The 14,689-nt window shown below is 69.2% G+C and carries 12 protein-coding genes; 7 read left to right on the top strand and 5 right to left on the bottom strand.

Features of this window, described 5'->3' with window-relative positions:
* Positions 1 to 5 precede the first annotated feature (5 nt).
* Positions 6 to 914: a LysR family transcriptional regulator gene (locus BN940_RS05340; RefSeq protein ID WP_043680951.1), complete on the top strand. Its 909-nt coding sequence runs from the start codon at positions 6 to 8 to the stop codon at positions 912 to 914.
* A 163-nt stretch (positions 915 to 1,077) separates the two neighbouring features.
* Here the strand turns inward: BN940_RS05340 and acs are convergent, their stop codons facing one another.
* The 3 genes from acs to BN940_RS05325 form a co-directional block, all read right to left on the bottom strand.
* A complete protein-coding gene (gene acs, locus BN940_RS05335) occupies positions 1,078 to 3,057 on the bottom strand; it encodes an acetate--CoA ligase (RefSeq protein WP_043680948.1) in 1,980 nt (659 codons plus the stop codon).
* A 547-nt stretch (positions 3,058 to 3,604) separates the two neighbouring features.
* Entirely contained in the window at positions 3,605 to 5,044 is a 1,440-nt protein-coding gene (locus BN940_RS05330) for an MFS transporter (RefSeq protein WP_242404271.1), read from the bottom strand.
* The gene (locus tag BN940_RS05325) at positions 5,041 to 6,927 is read right to left on the bottom strand and encodes a propionate--CoA ligase (protein ID WP_043680945.1); all 1,887 of its coding nucleotides are present in this window, start codon (positions 6,925 to 6,927) and stop codon (positions 5,041 to 5,043) included. Before BN940_RS05325 ends, BN940_RS05330 begins: the two co-directional genes overlap by 4 nt.
* A gap of 414 nt (positions 6,928 to 7,341) precedes the next feature.
* On the opposite strand from BN940_RS05325, the gene BN940_RS05320 reads away from it, so the two are divergent.
* Positions 7,342 to 8,115 (top strand): C40 family peptidase, encoded by a 774-nt coding sequence (locus BN940_RS05320; RefSeq protein WP_084330526.1) that lies wholly within the window; start codon positions 7,342 to 7,344, stop codon positions 8,113 to 8,115.
* A gap of 100 nt (positions 8,116 to 8,215) precedes the next feature.
* On the opposite strand, the gene BN940_RS05315 is transcribed toward BN940_RS05320, so the two are convergent.
* The gene (locus tag BN940_RS05315; protein ID WP_052355626.1) at positions 8,216 to 8,641 is read right to left on the bottom strand and encodes a DUF2325 domain-containing protein; all 426 of its coding nucleotides are present in this window, start codon (positions 8,639 to 8,641) and stop codon (positions 8,216 to 8,218) included.
* Between the two features lie 259 nt (positions 8,642 to 8,900).
* Here BN940_RS05315 and BN940_RS05310 point away from each other — a divergent pair, with 259 nt between their 5' ends.
* From BN940_RS05310 to BN940_RS05290, 5 genes are all read left to right on the top strand, one after another.
* On the top strand, positions 8,901 to 10,118 hold the full coding sequence (locus BN940_RS05310; RefSeq protein WP_043680942.1) for an amino acid ABC transporter substrate-binding protein: 1,218 nt from the start codon (positions 8,901 to 8,903) through the stop codon (positions 10,116 to 10,118).
* Between the two features lie 30 nt (positions 10,119 to 10,148).
* Positions 10,149 to 11,012 (top strand): branched-chain amino acid ABC transporter permease, encoded by an 864-nt coding sequence (locus tag BN940_RS05305; RefSeq protein ID WP_043680938.1) that lies wholly within the window; start codon positions 10,149 to 10,151, stop codon positions 11,010 to 11,012.
* A complete protein-coding gene (locus tag BN940_RS05300) occupies positions 11,009 to 11,956 on the top strand; it encodes a branched-chain amino acid ABC transporter permease (protein ID WP_043680936.1) in 948 nt (315 codons plus the stop codon). Before BN940_RS05305 ends, BN940_RS05300 begins: the two co-directional genes overlap by 4 nt.
* A 67-nt stretch (positions 11,957 to 12,023) precedes the next feature.
* Positions 12,024 to 12,758 carry an ABC transporter ATP-binding protein gene (locus BN940_RS05295; RefSeq protein ID WP_043680934.1) on the top strand — a complete coding sequence of 245 codons (735 nt, stop codon included), beginning with the start codon at positions 12,024 to 12,026 and terminating at the stop codon, positions 12,756 to 12,758.
* Positions 12,755 to 13,498 (top strand): ABC transporter ATP-binding protein, encoded by a 744-nt coding sequence (locus BN940_RS05290; RefSeq protein ID WP_052355625.1) that lies wholly within the window; start codon positions 12,755 to 12,757, stop codon positions 13,496 to 13,498. Before BN940_RS05295 ends, BN940_RS05290 begins: the two co-directional genes overlap by 4 nt.
* Here BN940_RS05290 and BN940_RS05285 read toward each other — a convergent pair.
* Complete coding sequence (locus BN940_RS05285) at positions 13,495 to 14,457, bottom strand: CysB family HTH-type transcriptional regulator (RefSeq protein ID WP_043680930.1); 963 nt, start codon at positions 14,455 to 14,457, stop codon at positions 13,495 to 13,497. The two genes, BN940_RS05290 and BN940_RS05285, sit on opposite strands and share 4 nt — an antisense overlap.
* Positions 14,458 to 14,689: the final 232 nt, after the last annotated feature.

Genomic DNA, 14,689 nt, shown 5'->3' with positions numbered 1-14,689 from the left:
AATCCATGAGCCTGATCGACGAAATCCGGGTCTTTGTCAGCGTCACCCACAGCGGCAGCTTCACCACCGCCGCGGCGCTCCTGGGCATTCCCAGGCCCACGGCTTCGCTGGCCATCCAGAAACTCGAAAGGCGGCTCGGCTCGCGCCTGTTCAACCGGACGACGCGGCACGTCAAGCTGACGCCGGACGGCGAGGAGTTCTTCGAGCGCGCCCGTCTCTTCATCGAGGATGCGGAAAGCCTGGAGCATTTCTTCCATACGCAGGAGACCGAGATGACCGGGCGCCTGCGCGTGGACGTTCCCAGCCGCATCGCCCGGCGGCTGATCGCGCCGGCACTGCCGGAATTCCACGCGCGCCACCCCAGGCTGGAGATCCTGCTCGGCTCCAGCGACCGGCTCACCGATCTGGCGCGGGAGGGATTCGACTGCGCCTTGCGGGTCGGCTCGGCGGGGCTCGACAGCCTGATCGTCAGGCCGCTGGGCCGGTTGCGCATGGTCAACTGCGCCAGCCCCGACTACCTGGCGCGGTTCGGCATGCCCGCATCCCCGGACGACCTGCCGCGCCACCAGGCGATCCATTACCTGCCGGCGACCATCGGCGAGCAGCCCGTGCCCTGGGAATGGATGGAAGGTCCGGCCCGCCACGCCCTGAGGATGCCGGGGCCGGTGGCGGTGAACAACGTCGAGAACTACATCGCCTGCTGCCTCGCGGGACTGGGCATGATCCAGGTCCCGGCGTTCGACGTCCAGGAGCACCTGGACCGCGGCGAACTGGTCGAAGTCCTGCCCGCCTGGCCGGCGCCCGCCATGCCGATCCAGCTGGTGCACCCCTACGCCCGCTACCGGCCCCGGCGCCTGCTGATCTTCAACGACTGGCTCGACGGCCTGCTGACGCCCCTGCTGGAATGCGAATGAGGAAATGAGGGGGGCGTAAACGGGGAGGGGGCCGCTTTTTGCCTTGGGGCGGCCCCTCCAGGAGTGCGCCCATGCTGGGCGCACATAAAAAAGGGGCGGAGGATTCCCCCGCCCCTTTGCTTGTGTCCGATGCGCTGGATCACAGCGCATCGTCCGACACGCGTTACCGCACCTGGGCCAGTTGGTCCAGGATGCCGGGATTTTCCAGGGTGGACACGTCCTGGGTGATGGGTTCGCCCTTGGCGACCACGCGCAGCAGGCGGCGCATGATCTTGCCCGAGCGGGTTTTCGGCAGGTTTTCGCCGAAGCGGATCTCGCGCGGCTTGGCGATGGGGCCGATTTCCTTGGCCACCCAGTCGCGCAGCTGCTTGGCCACGACGGCGGCCTGATCGCCCTGGGGCAGCGGGCCGTTGAGCACCACGAAGGCCACCACGGCCTCGCCGGTGGTGTCGTCCGGGCGGCCGACCACGGCGGCCTCGGCCACCATCTCGTGCGCCACCAGGGCCGACTCGACTTCCATCGTGCCCAGGCGGTGGCCCGAGACGTTCAGCACGTCGTCGATGCGGCCCATGATCCAGAAGTAGCCGTCCTTGTCGCGCTGGGCGCCGTCGCCGGCCAGGTAGTAGCCCTTCAGCTCGTCGGGGAAGTAGGTCTTCTTGAAGCGCTCCGGATCGCCCCAGATCGTGCGGATCATCGAGGGCCACGGGCGGCGGATCACCAGGAAGCCGCCCTTGCCGCGCTCGACCTCTTCGCCGGTCTCGTCGACGATGGCGGCATCGATGCCCGGCAGCGGCAGCGTGCAGGAGCCCGGCTTGAGCGGGGTGACGCCCGGCAGCGGCGTGATCATGTGCGCGCCGGTTTCCGTCTGCCACCAGGTGTCGATCACCGGGCAGCGCTGGCCGCCGACGTTGTTGTAGTACCAGACCCAGGCTTCGGGGTTGATGGGCTCGCCCACCGAACCGATGATGCGCAGCGTGCTCAGGTCGAAGGACTTGGGATGGACCTTGGGATCGGCCTCGGACAGCTTGGTCAGCGAGCGGATGGCCGTGGGCGCGGTGTAGAAGATCGTGACCTTGTGCTCCTGGATCATCTTCCAGAAGCGCCCGGCGTCCGGATAGGTGGGCACGCCCTCGAAGACCACCTGGGTCACGCCGGCGGCCAGCGGGCCGTAGGTGACGTAGGAGTGGCCCGTCACCCAGCCCACGTCGGCCGTGCACCAGAACACGTCGGTCGGCTTGGCGTCGAAGGTCCATTTCATGGTCATCAGCGACCACAGCAGGAAGCCGGCGCTGGAATGCTGCACGCCCTTGGGCTTGCCGGTGGAGCCGGAGGTGTACAGGATGAACAGCGGATGGTCGGCGTCGACGGCCACGGGCGGGCAATCGGCGGACTGGCCCTGGACGACGTCGTGCCACCACAGGTCGCGCCCGTCGTTCCATTGGACTTCGGTGCCGGCGCGCTTGTAGGTGATGACCTTGCGCACGGCCTCGCAGCCGCCCATGGCGATGGCCTCGTCCACGGCGTCCTTCAGCGCGATGGCCTTGCCGCCGCGGAACTGCGCGTCGGCCGTGATCACCAGCGAGGCGCCGACGTCCACGGTGCGCTCGTGGATGCTCTTGGACGAGAAGCCGCCGAACACCACGGAATGGATGATGCCCAGGCGGGCGCAGGCCTGCATGGCGACCACGGCCTCGATCGACATGGGCAGGTAGATGATGGCGCGCTCGCCGGCCTGGTAGCCCAGGGACTTCAGGGCGTTGGCGAACTGCGCGACCCGCGCGTGCAGTTCCTTGTAGGTGACCTTGGTGACCTTGCCGTCGTCCGCCTCGAAGATGATGGCGGTGCGGTTCTCGGCCGGGGTGCCCAGGTGCTTGTCCAGGCAGTTGGCCGAGACGTTCATCTGGCCGTCGGCGTAGAACTTGTAGAACGGCTTGTCCGACTCGTCGATCACCTGGGTGAAGGGCTTGGACCAGACCAGGTTTTCATTGGCCAGGCGGGCCCAGAAGGCGTCGGGATCGCGCTTGGCTTCGTCGCACAGGGCCTGGTAGCCCTCCATCCCGGACACATTGGCCTGCGCGACCAGGTCGGCAGGCGGCGGAAACACCCGGTTTTCCACCAATATGGATTCGATCTCCGTGGTCATGGCTCGCTCCTGAGTTTAGTGATGCGTTCACTTTATGTTTGAATGTTGCAACCGTACCGCACGTTGCTTACTCGATACTGACAAATGCTACCCGCCTCCGGGCGGGAAGGCGCTGCGGCGCAGGGTCGGGCGGTCTACCGCGTGACTTGCCCTCGTCGCGGCCCGCAGGGACTCCCCAGCCGTGGCAGCTCTCCACGTCGCGGCTTGCAGGCCGCTCCGATTCGCCAGGCACAGGTCAGTCCGCAGGGACTCTCCAGCCGTGGCAGCCCTCCACGTCGCGGCTTGCAAGCCGCTCCGATTCGCCCGGCACAGGTCAGTCCGCAGGGACTCTCCAGCCGTGGCAGCTCTCCACGTCGCGGCTTGCAGGCCGCTCCGATTCGCCCGGCACAGGTCAGTCCGCAGGGACTCTCCAGCCGTGGCAGCTCTCCACGTCGCGGCTTGCAAGCCGCTCCGATTCGCCCGGCACAGGTCAGTCCGCAGGGACTCTCCAGCCGTGGCAGCTCTCCACGTCGCGGCTTGCAGGCCGCTCCGATTCGCCCGGCACAGGTCAGTCCGCAGGGACTGACCTGTGTCCGGGCTCATCCCGGGCGCGGATGCCGCGCGCGAAATCCAGCCGTCCCAGCAGCGCCAGCCCCGCCAGGAAGAACAGCCCGGTGGCCAGCAGGGCGGCGCGGTGGTTGCCCGCCGTGGCCCAGACCAGCACGCCGTAGGACAGCGGCCCGACGACGGCCGCCAGCTGCACGGCGAAGGTCCACAGGGCGAAGAATTCGGCCGGGCGGCTGGCCGGCGCCAGCACCCCGACCATGGCCCGGCCCGCGCTCTGGCTGGTCCCCATGCACAGCCCCGCCAGGGCGGCGGCCGACCAGAACAGCGGCAGCGAACGGGCCGAGGCCGCCAGCAGCACCATGGCGATCCAGCCCAGCAGGGTCAGGGCCAGCGCCTTGCGGTGGCCGATGCGGTCCTGCAGGTAGCCGAAGCCGAAGGCCCCGACGGCGGCGCCGATGTTCACCAGAAACACCAGCAGCATGGTCTGCTGCATCCCGAAGCCCATGACCTCGGTGGCGTAGACGGCCGACAGCGTGATCACCACCGCGATCCCCGCCTGGTAGCAGGCAATGCACAGCAGCAGGCGGCGGAAGTCGGGGAAGTCGCGGCGGGTCTCGCGCCACGCCGCCCGCAGCTGGGCCAGCATCGCGACCGGCGGCCGGCCGGCCCCGGTGGCGGGTTCGCGCAGCCACAGGAACGCCGGCAGCGCCGCCGCCGCGAACAGGACGGCCGTCAGCCCCATGATCCAGGGGACGTAGGCCTGGGCCGGCAGGCCGCCGGATTCCGCCGCGGCCGCCACCCACAGCGCCAGGCCCAGGGCCAGCATGCCGCCGAAATAGCCGAAGCTCCAGCCCCAGCCGGACACCCGCCCCATGGCCTCGGGCCGCGCCAGCCCCGGCAGGAACGACGCCACCGCCGACTCGCCGATGCAATAGCAGACATTGGACAGCGCCAGCCACAGCAGGCCCCAGACGATGTCGCCCGGCGCCACGCTGGCCAGCATCGCCGTGGCCAGCACGCAGCCGGCGGTGCTGGCGAACAGCAGCCGGCGGTGGCCGGCGCGGGCGTCGGCCCGCGCGCCCAGGCCCGGCATCGACAGCATCACCACCAGATAGGACAGCGACAGGGCCGCCGTCAAGGCCAGGGTGCCCCAGCTTTTCCCGGCCGCCACCACGCCGACGAAATAGGCGTTGAACACCGTCGTCAGCACCACGGTGGTGTAGCCGGAATTGGCGAAGTCGTACATCGCCCAGGACCAGACCTCGCGCCGCCCCACGCCCGGCCGCAGCGGCGACCCGGCGCGCGCGGCGGCCCCGGCCTCGCCCGGCCGGCCCGCATTCGGCTGGCCCGCGCCTGGGCCGCCCGTGTCCGGCCGGCCCGCAGCCGGCCCGCCCGGGGATGCGCCCGGCCCGGGTCCGGCCCCGTCCCGCGCGTCGCTCACAGCGCGGCGCGGATCTGGTCGAGCGCGCCCGGATCCTCGATCGTCGTCAGATCGCCCGGATCGCGGCCTTCGCACAGCGCCACGATGGCCCGGCGCAGGACCTTGCCCGAGCGCGTCTTGGGCAGGGTGTTGACGAACAGGATGCGCGCCGGGCGGGCCACGGCGCCGTTGCGCTGCTCGATGACGCGCTTGATCTCGGCTTCCAGGCGCTCGCGGGCGCCGGATTCTTCCAGCAGCGCGGGATTGCGCAGCACGGCGAAGGCCATGGCCTCCTGGCCCTTGAGCTGGTCCGCCACCCCCACCACCGCCGATTCGGCCACGGCCGGGTGGGTGTTGACCGATTCCTCGATCTCGCGCGTGCCCAGGCGGTGCCCGGCGACGTTGATCACGTCGTCGGTGCGGCCCAGGATGTACCAGTAGCCGTCGTCGTCCACCAGCCCCCAGTCGGAGGTCGAATAGCACAGGCGGCCGGGGAAGGACTGGAAGTAGGTGCGCACGAAGCGTTCGTCGTTGCCCCAGATCGTGCTCATCGCCCCCGGCGGCAGCGGCGGCTCGATCGCCACCACGCCCTTCTGGTTCGGGCCGCAGTCCCGCCCGGTGGTCTCGTCGACCACCCGCGCGTCGTAGCCGTAGACCGGGAAGGACGGGCTGCCGAAGCGGGTGGGGACTTCCTCGATCCCGGGCTGGGCCGAGAGGATCGGCCAGCCGGTCTCCGTCTGCCAGTAGTTGTCGATCACGGGCTTGCCCAGCGCCTCGGACAGCCACTGGCCGGTGAGCTCGTCGAGCGGCTCGCCCGCCAGGTAGATGCGCTCCAGGCTGGACAGGTCGTGGCGGCTCAGCAGGGCGGGATCGTGCTTCTTCAGCACGCGGATCGCCGTCGGCGCGGAAAACAGCACGTTGACGCGGTAGGTCTCGACGATGCGCCAGAGGATGGCGGCGTCGGGGCGCACCGGCGTGCCCTCGTACATGACGGTCGCCTGGCCGTTGAGCAGCGGCCCGTAGACCACGTAGGAGTGCCCCACCACCCAGCCCACGTCGCTGCTGGAGAAATAGACGTCGCCCGGCTTGCCGCCGTAGATGTATTCCATGGACGCGCACAGCGCCACCGCGTAGCCGCCGACGTCGCGCTGGACGCCCTTGGGATTGCCGGTCGTGCCCGAGGTGTACAGGATGTAGCTGGGTTCGTTGGATTCCAGCCAGACCACCGGCACCTGGGCATCCAGGTGGCGCGCCCGCAAGGGCGCGTATTCCAGGTCGCGGCCCGGCGTCAGGTCCATGGGCGCCAGGCCCCGGTTCACCAGCACGACGCGCTCGGGCGCATGGGAGGACTGCTCGATCGCCTGGTCCAGCAGCGGCTTGTAGGCGATCGGCCGCCCGCCGCGCGAACCCGCGTCGGTGGACACGATCACCCGGGGCTGGGCGTCGTCGATGCGCTGGGCCAGATTGTGCGCGGCGAAGCCGCCGAACACCACCGAATGGATGGCGCCCAGCCGGGCGCAGGCCAGCATGAAGAAGGCCGCCTGGGGAATCATGGGCAGGTAGATCAGCACGCGGTCGCCCTGGACGACCCCGAGTTCCTGCAGCGTGGCGGCGGCGGCGTTGACCTCGCGCGCGAGATCGGCGCGGGTGTAGACGATTTCCTGGTCGACCTCGGTGGACACCCAGATCAGGGCGGGCTGGTCGCCCTGGGTGTCGAGCCAGCGGTCGACGGCGTTGTAGCAGAGGTTGGTGCGCCCGCCGACGAACCAGCGCGCGAACGGCGGCCGGGAATAATCCAGCACGCGGGTGAAGGGGGTTTCCCAGTGGATGCGCTGGGCCTCGCGCGCCCAGAAGGCCTCCCGGTCCTGGATCGACTGGCGATGGAATTCGCGGACTTTCTGCATGGGTTCGTCTCCGGTGCCGCCCTGCGGCCCGTGCGGACCGCGGGAGTTTCTATATAGAGTGGATGGAAAGGATGGCATGCTGAATGGGTGACATGCTACACCCTGGCGCCGAACATACAACGCCCGCCTGACGCGAGGCTGACGGGGACGCGCGGAAGGCGGAGGAAAAGCGCGCAGCAAGCGCGCGAAGGACATCCGGGAGGGGCGGGCCGGAGGCGGACCAAGGGGGGCGAAACTCCGGCTTTACTCGACCGGCTCGATCCACTACACTCGAAGAGTTGTCCGCAGGGCGGGCAACCCATCAGATCAACCCGGCGTCCGGTATCCGGCCAGCCTGCGACCCGTGCCGCGCTCATGCGAGCGCCGCGGCCACGCGAGGCGGCTGCGGGCGACGACATCCGTAGCCATCCGCCCATGCCACCGCCCCATTCCGCCCCAGATCAGCCGAATCCACCCCGCCCCCTGGCGGTCCGTTCCCTGAAACTGCTGCTGTGCGCGGGCCTCGTGGCGCTGGCCGGATGCGCGCACCAGCCCCGCAAGACGGCCGACGCCAGCCTCACCTCCAATCATCTCCTGCGCGACAGCTACCTGCTCAGCACCCAGGCCGACCCGCTGGGCGCCTGGCTGGACAACAAGCGCAGCCTGGCCATCGACACCCCCGAAGCGGAACTCTACGGCACCAGCCAGGCGCCCAGGACCCTGGCGGCCACCGCCATGAAGTTCCTGGGGGTCAAATACCGCTACGGGGGCGATGCCCCCGGCGAAGGCTTCGACTGCAGCGGCCTGGTCGCCTACGCCGCCGAGAAGTCCCTGGGCCTGAAACTTCCCCGCCGGGCGCGCGAGCAGGCCCAGCAGGGCGTCTCCGTGGACCGCGACGAACTGCGGCGCGGCGACCTGGTGTTCTTCAATACCCTGGGGCACCGCTACTCGCACGTCGGCATCTACCTGGGCGACCACAAATTCCTGCACGCGCCGCGCACCGGCGCCAGCATCCGCGTCGACAGCATGGACATGGCCTACTGGCGCAAGCGCTACAACGGCGCCCGGCGCCTCCAGGTGCAGGCCGACGCCGGCCAGTCCGCGGCCGTCGAACCCGCGGCTGGCAAGCACGCCGCCCCCAAGCGCATGGCCACCAAGCCCGCCACCGCCCGGCACACGAGCACCAGGCGCGCGGCCGCCAAGCGCTGAGACGGCCTCACCCGCTGAGACGGCCTCGCTCGAAACGAAACCCCGGCAGGCGCCCAAGACGCCTCCGGGGTTTTTTCATGCCGTGGTCCGACGCGGCCGCCTACGCCTGCAGAGCCAGCCCGCCGTGCCCGCCCCGCCGCTTGCACGAGACGCGCGCCCCCGAGCCGGCCGTGTTCTCTTCCCGCAGCGGGCATGCTTTACAGTAGCCGCACTGGTCCAGCGCCTGCTGCATGCTGCACACCGACCGCCGGCATGCCAGCACGCGGATGCCGGCGCGCTGCGCCGCCAGGCGGAAGGTCTTCATCACGTTGTGCCCCAGGAAATCCGTCAGCAGGATGACCAGGTCGGTGCCGGAAGGCAGCGCGGGCGCCTTTTTCTGATGCGCGGGATCGCGGCCGCTGATGTGATGGCGGATGGCGATGTTGTGGTCGCGCAGCAGGTCCGGGATGTTGCCCAGCCGGTCCGCGCCGACGATCAGTGCACTGACTTGGGACTGCGATTGCGGTTGCAGTTGCGATTGCGCCATGAAATCGACTCCGGGTGGTGAGCCGGTGCGGTGGATGACCGGCCTGTGATCGTGGTTTTGATAGTTAATGATAATCATTCCTATTAACAAACGCAATTCCGTTTGATGTAACAAGTGCTGGCAGAGCCTCGGGATTTACCCTGACGCGCTCCCTCCCTTCCCCCGGGGAATTCAGTTTCCCGTCAATTTCCGTTCAGAAAACTGTTACCGGGCGCGGCGCACAATCCCCGGATAAGAACCCTTCCAACGGAGACACACCATGCACACCCTGTTGCGCGACGGGCTGCCCTGCGCGGCCCTGGCCCTGGCCCTGAGCCTGGGCAGCCCCGCCAGCCAGGCGGCCGGCAACGAGATCGTCCTGGGCGCCTCGGTCCAGCTGACCGGGCCCGTGGCCAACACCGGGCGCTACTACAAGGACGCCTACCAGCTCGCGGTGGACCAGATCAACCGCAAGGGCGGCGTCCAGGTCGGCGGCAAGAAATACACCCTGGCGCTGAAGATCTACGACAACCAGTCGGACGTGAACCTGAGCGTGCGCCAGTACACGCAGCTGGTCTCCAAGGACAAGGTGAACTTCCTGCTCGGACCCTTCGCCAGCAACTTCGCCCTGGCCGACTCCGCCGTCTCGGAAAAATACCAGGTTCCCATGGTCCAGGGCGGCGGCGCCTCGGACCAGATCTTCTCGCGCGGCTTCAAGTACGTCTTCGGCACCCTCGCGCCGGCCAGCAACTACTTCGGCAGCACCATCGCCATGCTCAAGCAGCTCAAGCCGGCACCCGCCCAGATCGCCCTGCTCTACGCGGACGACGCCTTCGACGTGTCGGTGGCCAAGGGCACGCGCCCGCTGCTGGAGCAGGCCGGCCTGAAGACCGTGATCGACGAGCGCTACAGCAGCAACGCCAGCGACTTCAACACCCTGCTGTCGCAGATCAAGTCCAAGCAGGCCGACGCCGTGCTGGTGGCGGGCCACGAGACCGAGATCCTGAACTTCATCCGCCAGGCCAAGAGCCTGGACGTCTCGCCCAAGCTCTATTCCTTCACCGTGGGCGTACCCAGCGAGGACTTCCGCAAGGCGCTGGGGGCGGACGCCGAATATGCCTTCGGCATGTCCGCCTGGCTGCCCAGCGAGACGCTGAAGGACGACTGGTTCGGCAACGCCGCCCAGTTCGCCAAGGCCTGGAGCGCCCAGTACCGCTACGAGCCCGACTACCACGCCGCCTCGGGCGTGGCCGACGTCGAGGCCATCGTCAAGGCCATCGAGAAGGCCGGGTCGCTCGATCCCAAGGCCGTGCGCGACGCCCTGGCCGCCAGCGACTTCCAGAGCCTCTACGGGCACATCGCCTTCGCCGGCAACGGCCAGATCGACCTCGACCAAGTGGTGATCCAGGTGCAGGACGGCAAGCCGGCGGCCGTGTTCGACGGCAGCAAGTTCCTGCGCGACGCGAAATACCCGATGCCCGACTGGTCCAAGCGCTGATCCCCCTTCACGATCCCGGGAGAGCCCGCCTTGGACCTTCTGCTGCAAGTCCTCGTCAACGGCATCCTGCAGGGCGGGCTGTACGCCATCATGGCGCTCGGCCTGGCCCTGGTCTGGGGGGTGCTCAACATCGTCAACCTGGCCCACGGCGCCTTCATCATGCTGGGCGCCTACATCTCCTGGTACAGCTACACCTGGCTGGGCCTGGACCCCTTCCTCGGGCTGCCGCTCACGGCGGTGCTGATGTTCGGCGTCGGCTACGCGATCCAGCGCGGCATCCTGAACCTCATCGCCCGGGCGCCCATGTTCAACACGCTGCTGATCACCTTCGGCCTGGAGGTCGTGCTGACCTACCTGGCGCAGCTGGCGTTCTCGGCCGACTTCCGCACCATCAACCCGTCCTACTCGGGGCGGAACATCGACGTCCTGGGCGTGACCGTGCCGCTGGTGCGCCTGGCGGCGTCGGGCCTGGCCATCCTGCTGACGCTGGCCATGTGGCGCTTCCTGCTGCACACGCGGCTGGGCCGGGCGATCCGCGCGACCGCCCAGAACCTGGCGGCGGCGCGCCTGCACGGCGTCGAGCCGCGCCACCTGTACGCCGTGACCTTCGGCCTGGGCCTGGCGCTGGCCGGCGCGGCCGGCGGCCTGTACGGCACCGTGTCGCAGATCAACCCCTACATCGGCGCGACCCTGACCGCCAAGTCCTTCGCGATTGCCATCATCGGCGGGCTGGACACGCCGCTGGGCGTCATCGCCGGCGGCCTGGTGCTGGGCCTGATCGAGGCGCTGACCACCCTGTACGTCGGCCCGACCTTCGCCGACGTGGCCAGCTTCGGCGTGCTGGTGCTGGTGCTGATCCTGCGCCCCAGCGGCCTGCTCGGGAGGACCGCATGACGGCCGCGCGCATCCTCCTCGCCCTGGCCGTGCTGGTCGCGCTCGCACTGCTGCCGCTGTACGGCTCGGACACGCTCGTGCAGTTCGGCATCAGCACCCTGCTGCTGGCCGTGCTGGCCCAGGGCTGGAACATCATCGGCGGCTACGCCGGCTACCCGTCCTTCGGCAATTCCGCCTTCTACGGCCTGGGCGCCTACGGCGTGGGCATCGCCATGGTGCAGTGGCAGCTGCCCTTCGCCGCGGGACTGGCCTTCGGCGTGCTGCTGGCGGTGGTCTTCGCCATCTGCCTGGGCGTCCCGGTGCTGCGCCTGAAGGGCCACTATTTCGCCATCGCCACCCTGGCCCTGGCCCAGGTCATGGCGGCCATCGTCTCCAACGTCGAGCTGGCCGGCCAGAACATCGGCCTGGTGCTGCCGCCGCTGAACGACGATCCCCTGTTCTACGAACTGTCGCTGGGCCTGCTCGTCGCGGCCACCCTGACGGTCTGGTGGCTGACGCGCAGCCGCTTCGGCTTCGGCCTGATCGCCATCCGCGAGAACGAGGAAGGCGCGGTCGTGATGGGCGTGGACACCACGCGCTACAAGGTCCTGGCCTTCGCCCTGGCCGGCGTGTTCAGCGCCCTGGCCGGCGGCATCCACGCCTACTGGATCACCTTCCTCGACCCGGAAAGCGCCTTCGACATCACGCTGAACGTGAAGATGATCATCATGGCGGTCTTCGGCGGCCCGGGCACGGTCCTCGGCCCCATCGTCGGCTCGCTCATCCTGTCGGCCCTCTCCGAGTTCCTGTCCAGCGAGGTCACCAGCATCGCCGGCCTGTTCTTCGGCGCCGTCATCGTCGTCGCCGTGGTGCTGATGCCGCGCGGCCTGGCCGACGTCGCCCGGCGCTACCGCCGCACGGGCTGGCGCTACTTCATCGAAAACATCCGGATGCATCGGCTATGAGCACGCAGGACCGCTCCAGAGGCGAATTCCCTTCCGCCGGGACGGCGCGCGGCGCCGGGGAGGCCGCATGAAGCCCATCCTCGAAGCCCGCGGCCTGACGCGCCGCTTTGCCGGGCTGGTGGCCGTGCACGACGTCAGCTTCTCGCTGCTGCCCGGTGAGATCCTGGGCTTCATCGGCCCCAACGGCGCGGGCAAGACCACGCTGATCAGCCTGCTGAGCGGCACCCTGGACCCCACCGAGGGCGAGGTCTGGTTCGACGGCCGGCGCATCGACCGCCTGGCCGCCTTCCGCCGCGCGCGCCTGGGCATCGGCCGCACCTTCCAGATCATGCAGCCCTTCCCCGGCCTGTCGGTGCTGGACAACGTGGCGGTCGGCGCCCTGTTCGGCCGCGGGCGGGGCCAGGCCAAACTCGCGCTGGCGCGCGAAAGCGCCCGCGAATGCCTGGACTTCGTCGGGCTGGGCCGGCACGCCGGCCACCGCGCCGAGGACCTGGGCGGCCCCGACCGCAAGCGCCTGGAGCTGGCCAAGGCCCTGGCCATGCAGCCGCGCGTGCTGCTGTGCGACGAGGTCATGGCCGGCCTGAACCTGGTGGAGATCGACGAAGTCATCGACATCATCCGCAAGGTGCGCGGCACCGGCATCAGCATCATCGTCATCGAGCACGTCATCAAGGCGATCCGCACCCTGTCGGACCGCATCATGGTGCTGCACCACGGCGAGAAGATCGCCGACGGCGCGCCCGACAGCGTGCTCACCGACAGCCGCGTCGTCGAAGCCTATCTCGGGAAGAAGCGCTCATGAACGCCACCACGCCCGCACCCGCCCCGCGGGACGCGCTGCTGCGGATCCGCGGCCTGTCGGCCGGCTACGGCCTGGTCGGGGTGCTGCAGTCGGTCTCCCTGGACGTCCGGCCGGCCGAGTTCCTGGCGCTGGTGGGCAGCAACGGCGCGGGCAAGACCACCCTGCTGCGCACGCTCTCGGGCCTGCTGCCGGTCCAGTCGGGCACCATCGAATGGGAAGGCCGCTCCATCGGCGGACTCACGCCCGACGCGATCTTCCGCCTGGGCATCGTGCAGGTGCCCGAGGGCCGCCAGCTCTTTCCGCGCATGTCGGTGCAGGACAACCTGCTGATGGGCGCCTACCGGCGCGACGACAAGGCGGAGGTGCGCGCCGACCTGGACAAGGTCTACGGCCTGTTTCCCCGCATGGCCGAGCGGCGGCGCCAGCTGGCCGGCAGCATGTCCGGCGGCGAGCAGCAGATGTGCGCCATGGCGCGCGCCCTGATGGCGCGCCCGCGCCTGCTGATGGTCGACGAGATGAGCCTGGGACTGGCCCCGATCATCGTGGACCAGCTGATGGACAACCTGACGGCCATCCGCGACCAGGGCGTGACCATCCTGCTGGTCGAGCAGGACATCCACCTGGCGCTGGCGGCGGCCGACCGGGCCTACGTGCTGGAGACCGGCCAGATCGTGCGCGAAGGCCCGGCCCGCGACCTGATCGAGGATCCGGAGCTCAAGCGGGCGTATCTGGGCGTCTAAGCCGCGTCGCGGACCGGCGGGGCCGGCTGCGCGACGGCCTCGGACACCACGTCGCGCGTCAGTTCCGGCGCCAGCATCTCCATCAGCACGTAGACGAAATCGCGCAGGAACACGCCGCGCTTGATCGCCACGCTGGTGGTGTGCCGGCCGAACAGGTGGCCGGCGGGCAGACCGACCAGGCCCTTGTCGCGGCGCGGGTCGAAGGCCATGCCGGCGATGATGCCGATGCCCAGGCCGATGTCGGCGTAGGTCTTGATGACGTCGGCGTCGATGGCTTCGAGCACGATGTCGGGCTCGATCCCGGCCCGCTCGAAGGCCGCGTCGATGGCGCGCCGGCCCGAGAACGCCCGGTCGTAGGTGACGATGGGGTATTTGGCCAGGTGATCCAGCGACAGGTTGCGCGCGGCGCTGGAGGTCAGTTCGGTCAGGGGATGGTCGGGCGGCACCACCAGGGTGTGCTCCCAGGCGTACACCGGCAGGGCCACCAGGCCCGGGGTCTGGGCCAGGGTCTCGGTGGCGATGGCCAGGTCCGCCTGTTCGTGCAGGACCAGCCTGGCCAGGTGTTCGGGGTTGCCTTCGGCCAGGGACACGTGGACCTTGGGGAAGCGCGCGCGGAACGCCGGGATCACGCGCGGCAGCAGGTAGCGGGCCTGGGTATGGGTGCAGGCGATGACCAGGGAGCCTTCGTCGCGCTGGGCGAATTCGTCGCTCACCTTCTTCAGGTTGTCCACCTCGCGCATGATGCGGTCGATGACCGCCGACACGGCCTGACCCGGCTTGGTCAGGCCCTTGAGGCGCTTGCCGTGCCGCTCGAAGATCCGCACGCCGAGCTCGTCCTCGAATTCGATGATGGCCTTGGACACCCCCGGCTGGGACGTGTACAGCGAACGGGCGGCTTCGGTCAGGTTGAAGTTGCGCCGGATCGTTTCGCGGACAAAACGGAATTGCTGCAGGTTCATGACGATGGCCCTATAGGAAGAGCCATTATATGTAATATAGAACCTTGTTCATATGATTTTTTGTTATTAGTTTAGGTTCCGGGGGCGGGAGGGTCCCGGACGGTATCCTGAGGGCCTGCCGGACGGCATCCCGGCCGGACGCCGGGGGACCGGGCGCCCCCGGGGCCGGCGCGCGCCGGCCGGGCAAAGAAAACTCCGGCGCGAAGGCCGGAGTGCTGGCCCGCGGCGCGAG

This window comes from Castellaniella defragrans 65Phen (assembly GCF_000612685.1).
Lineage (GTDB): Bacteria > Pseudomonadota > Gammaproteobacteria > Burkholderiales > Burkholderiaceae_B > Castellaniella > Castellaniella defragrans.
The sequence above is the reverse complement of the archived record's forward strand: the minus strand, read 5'-3'. Positions and strand labels throughout refer to the sequence as shown.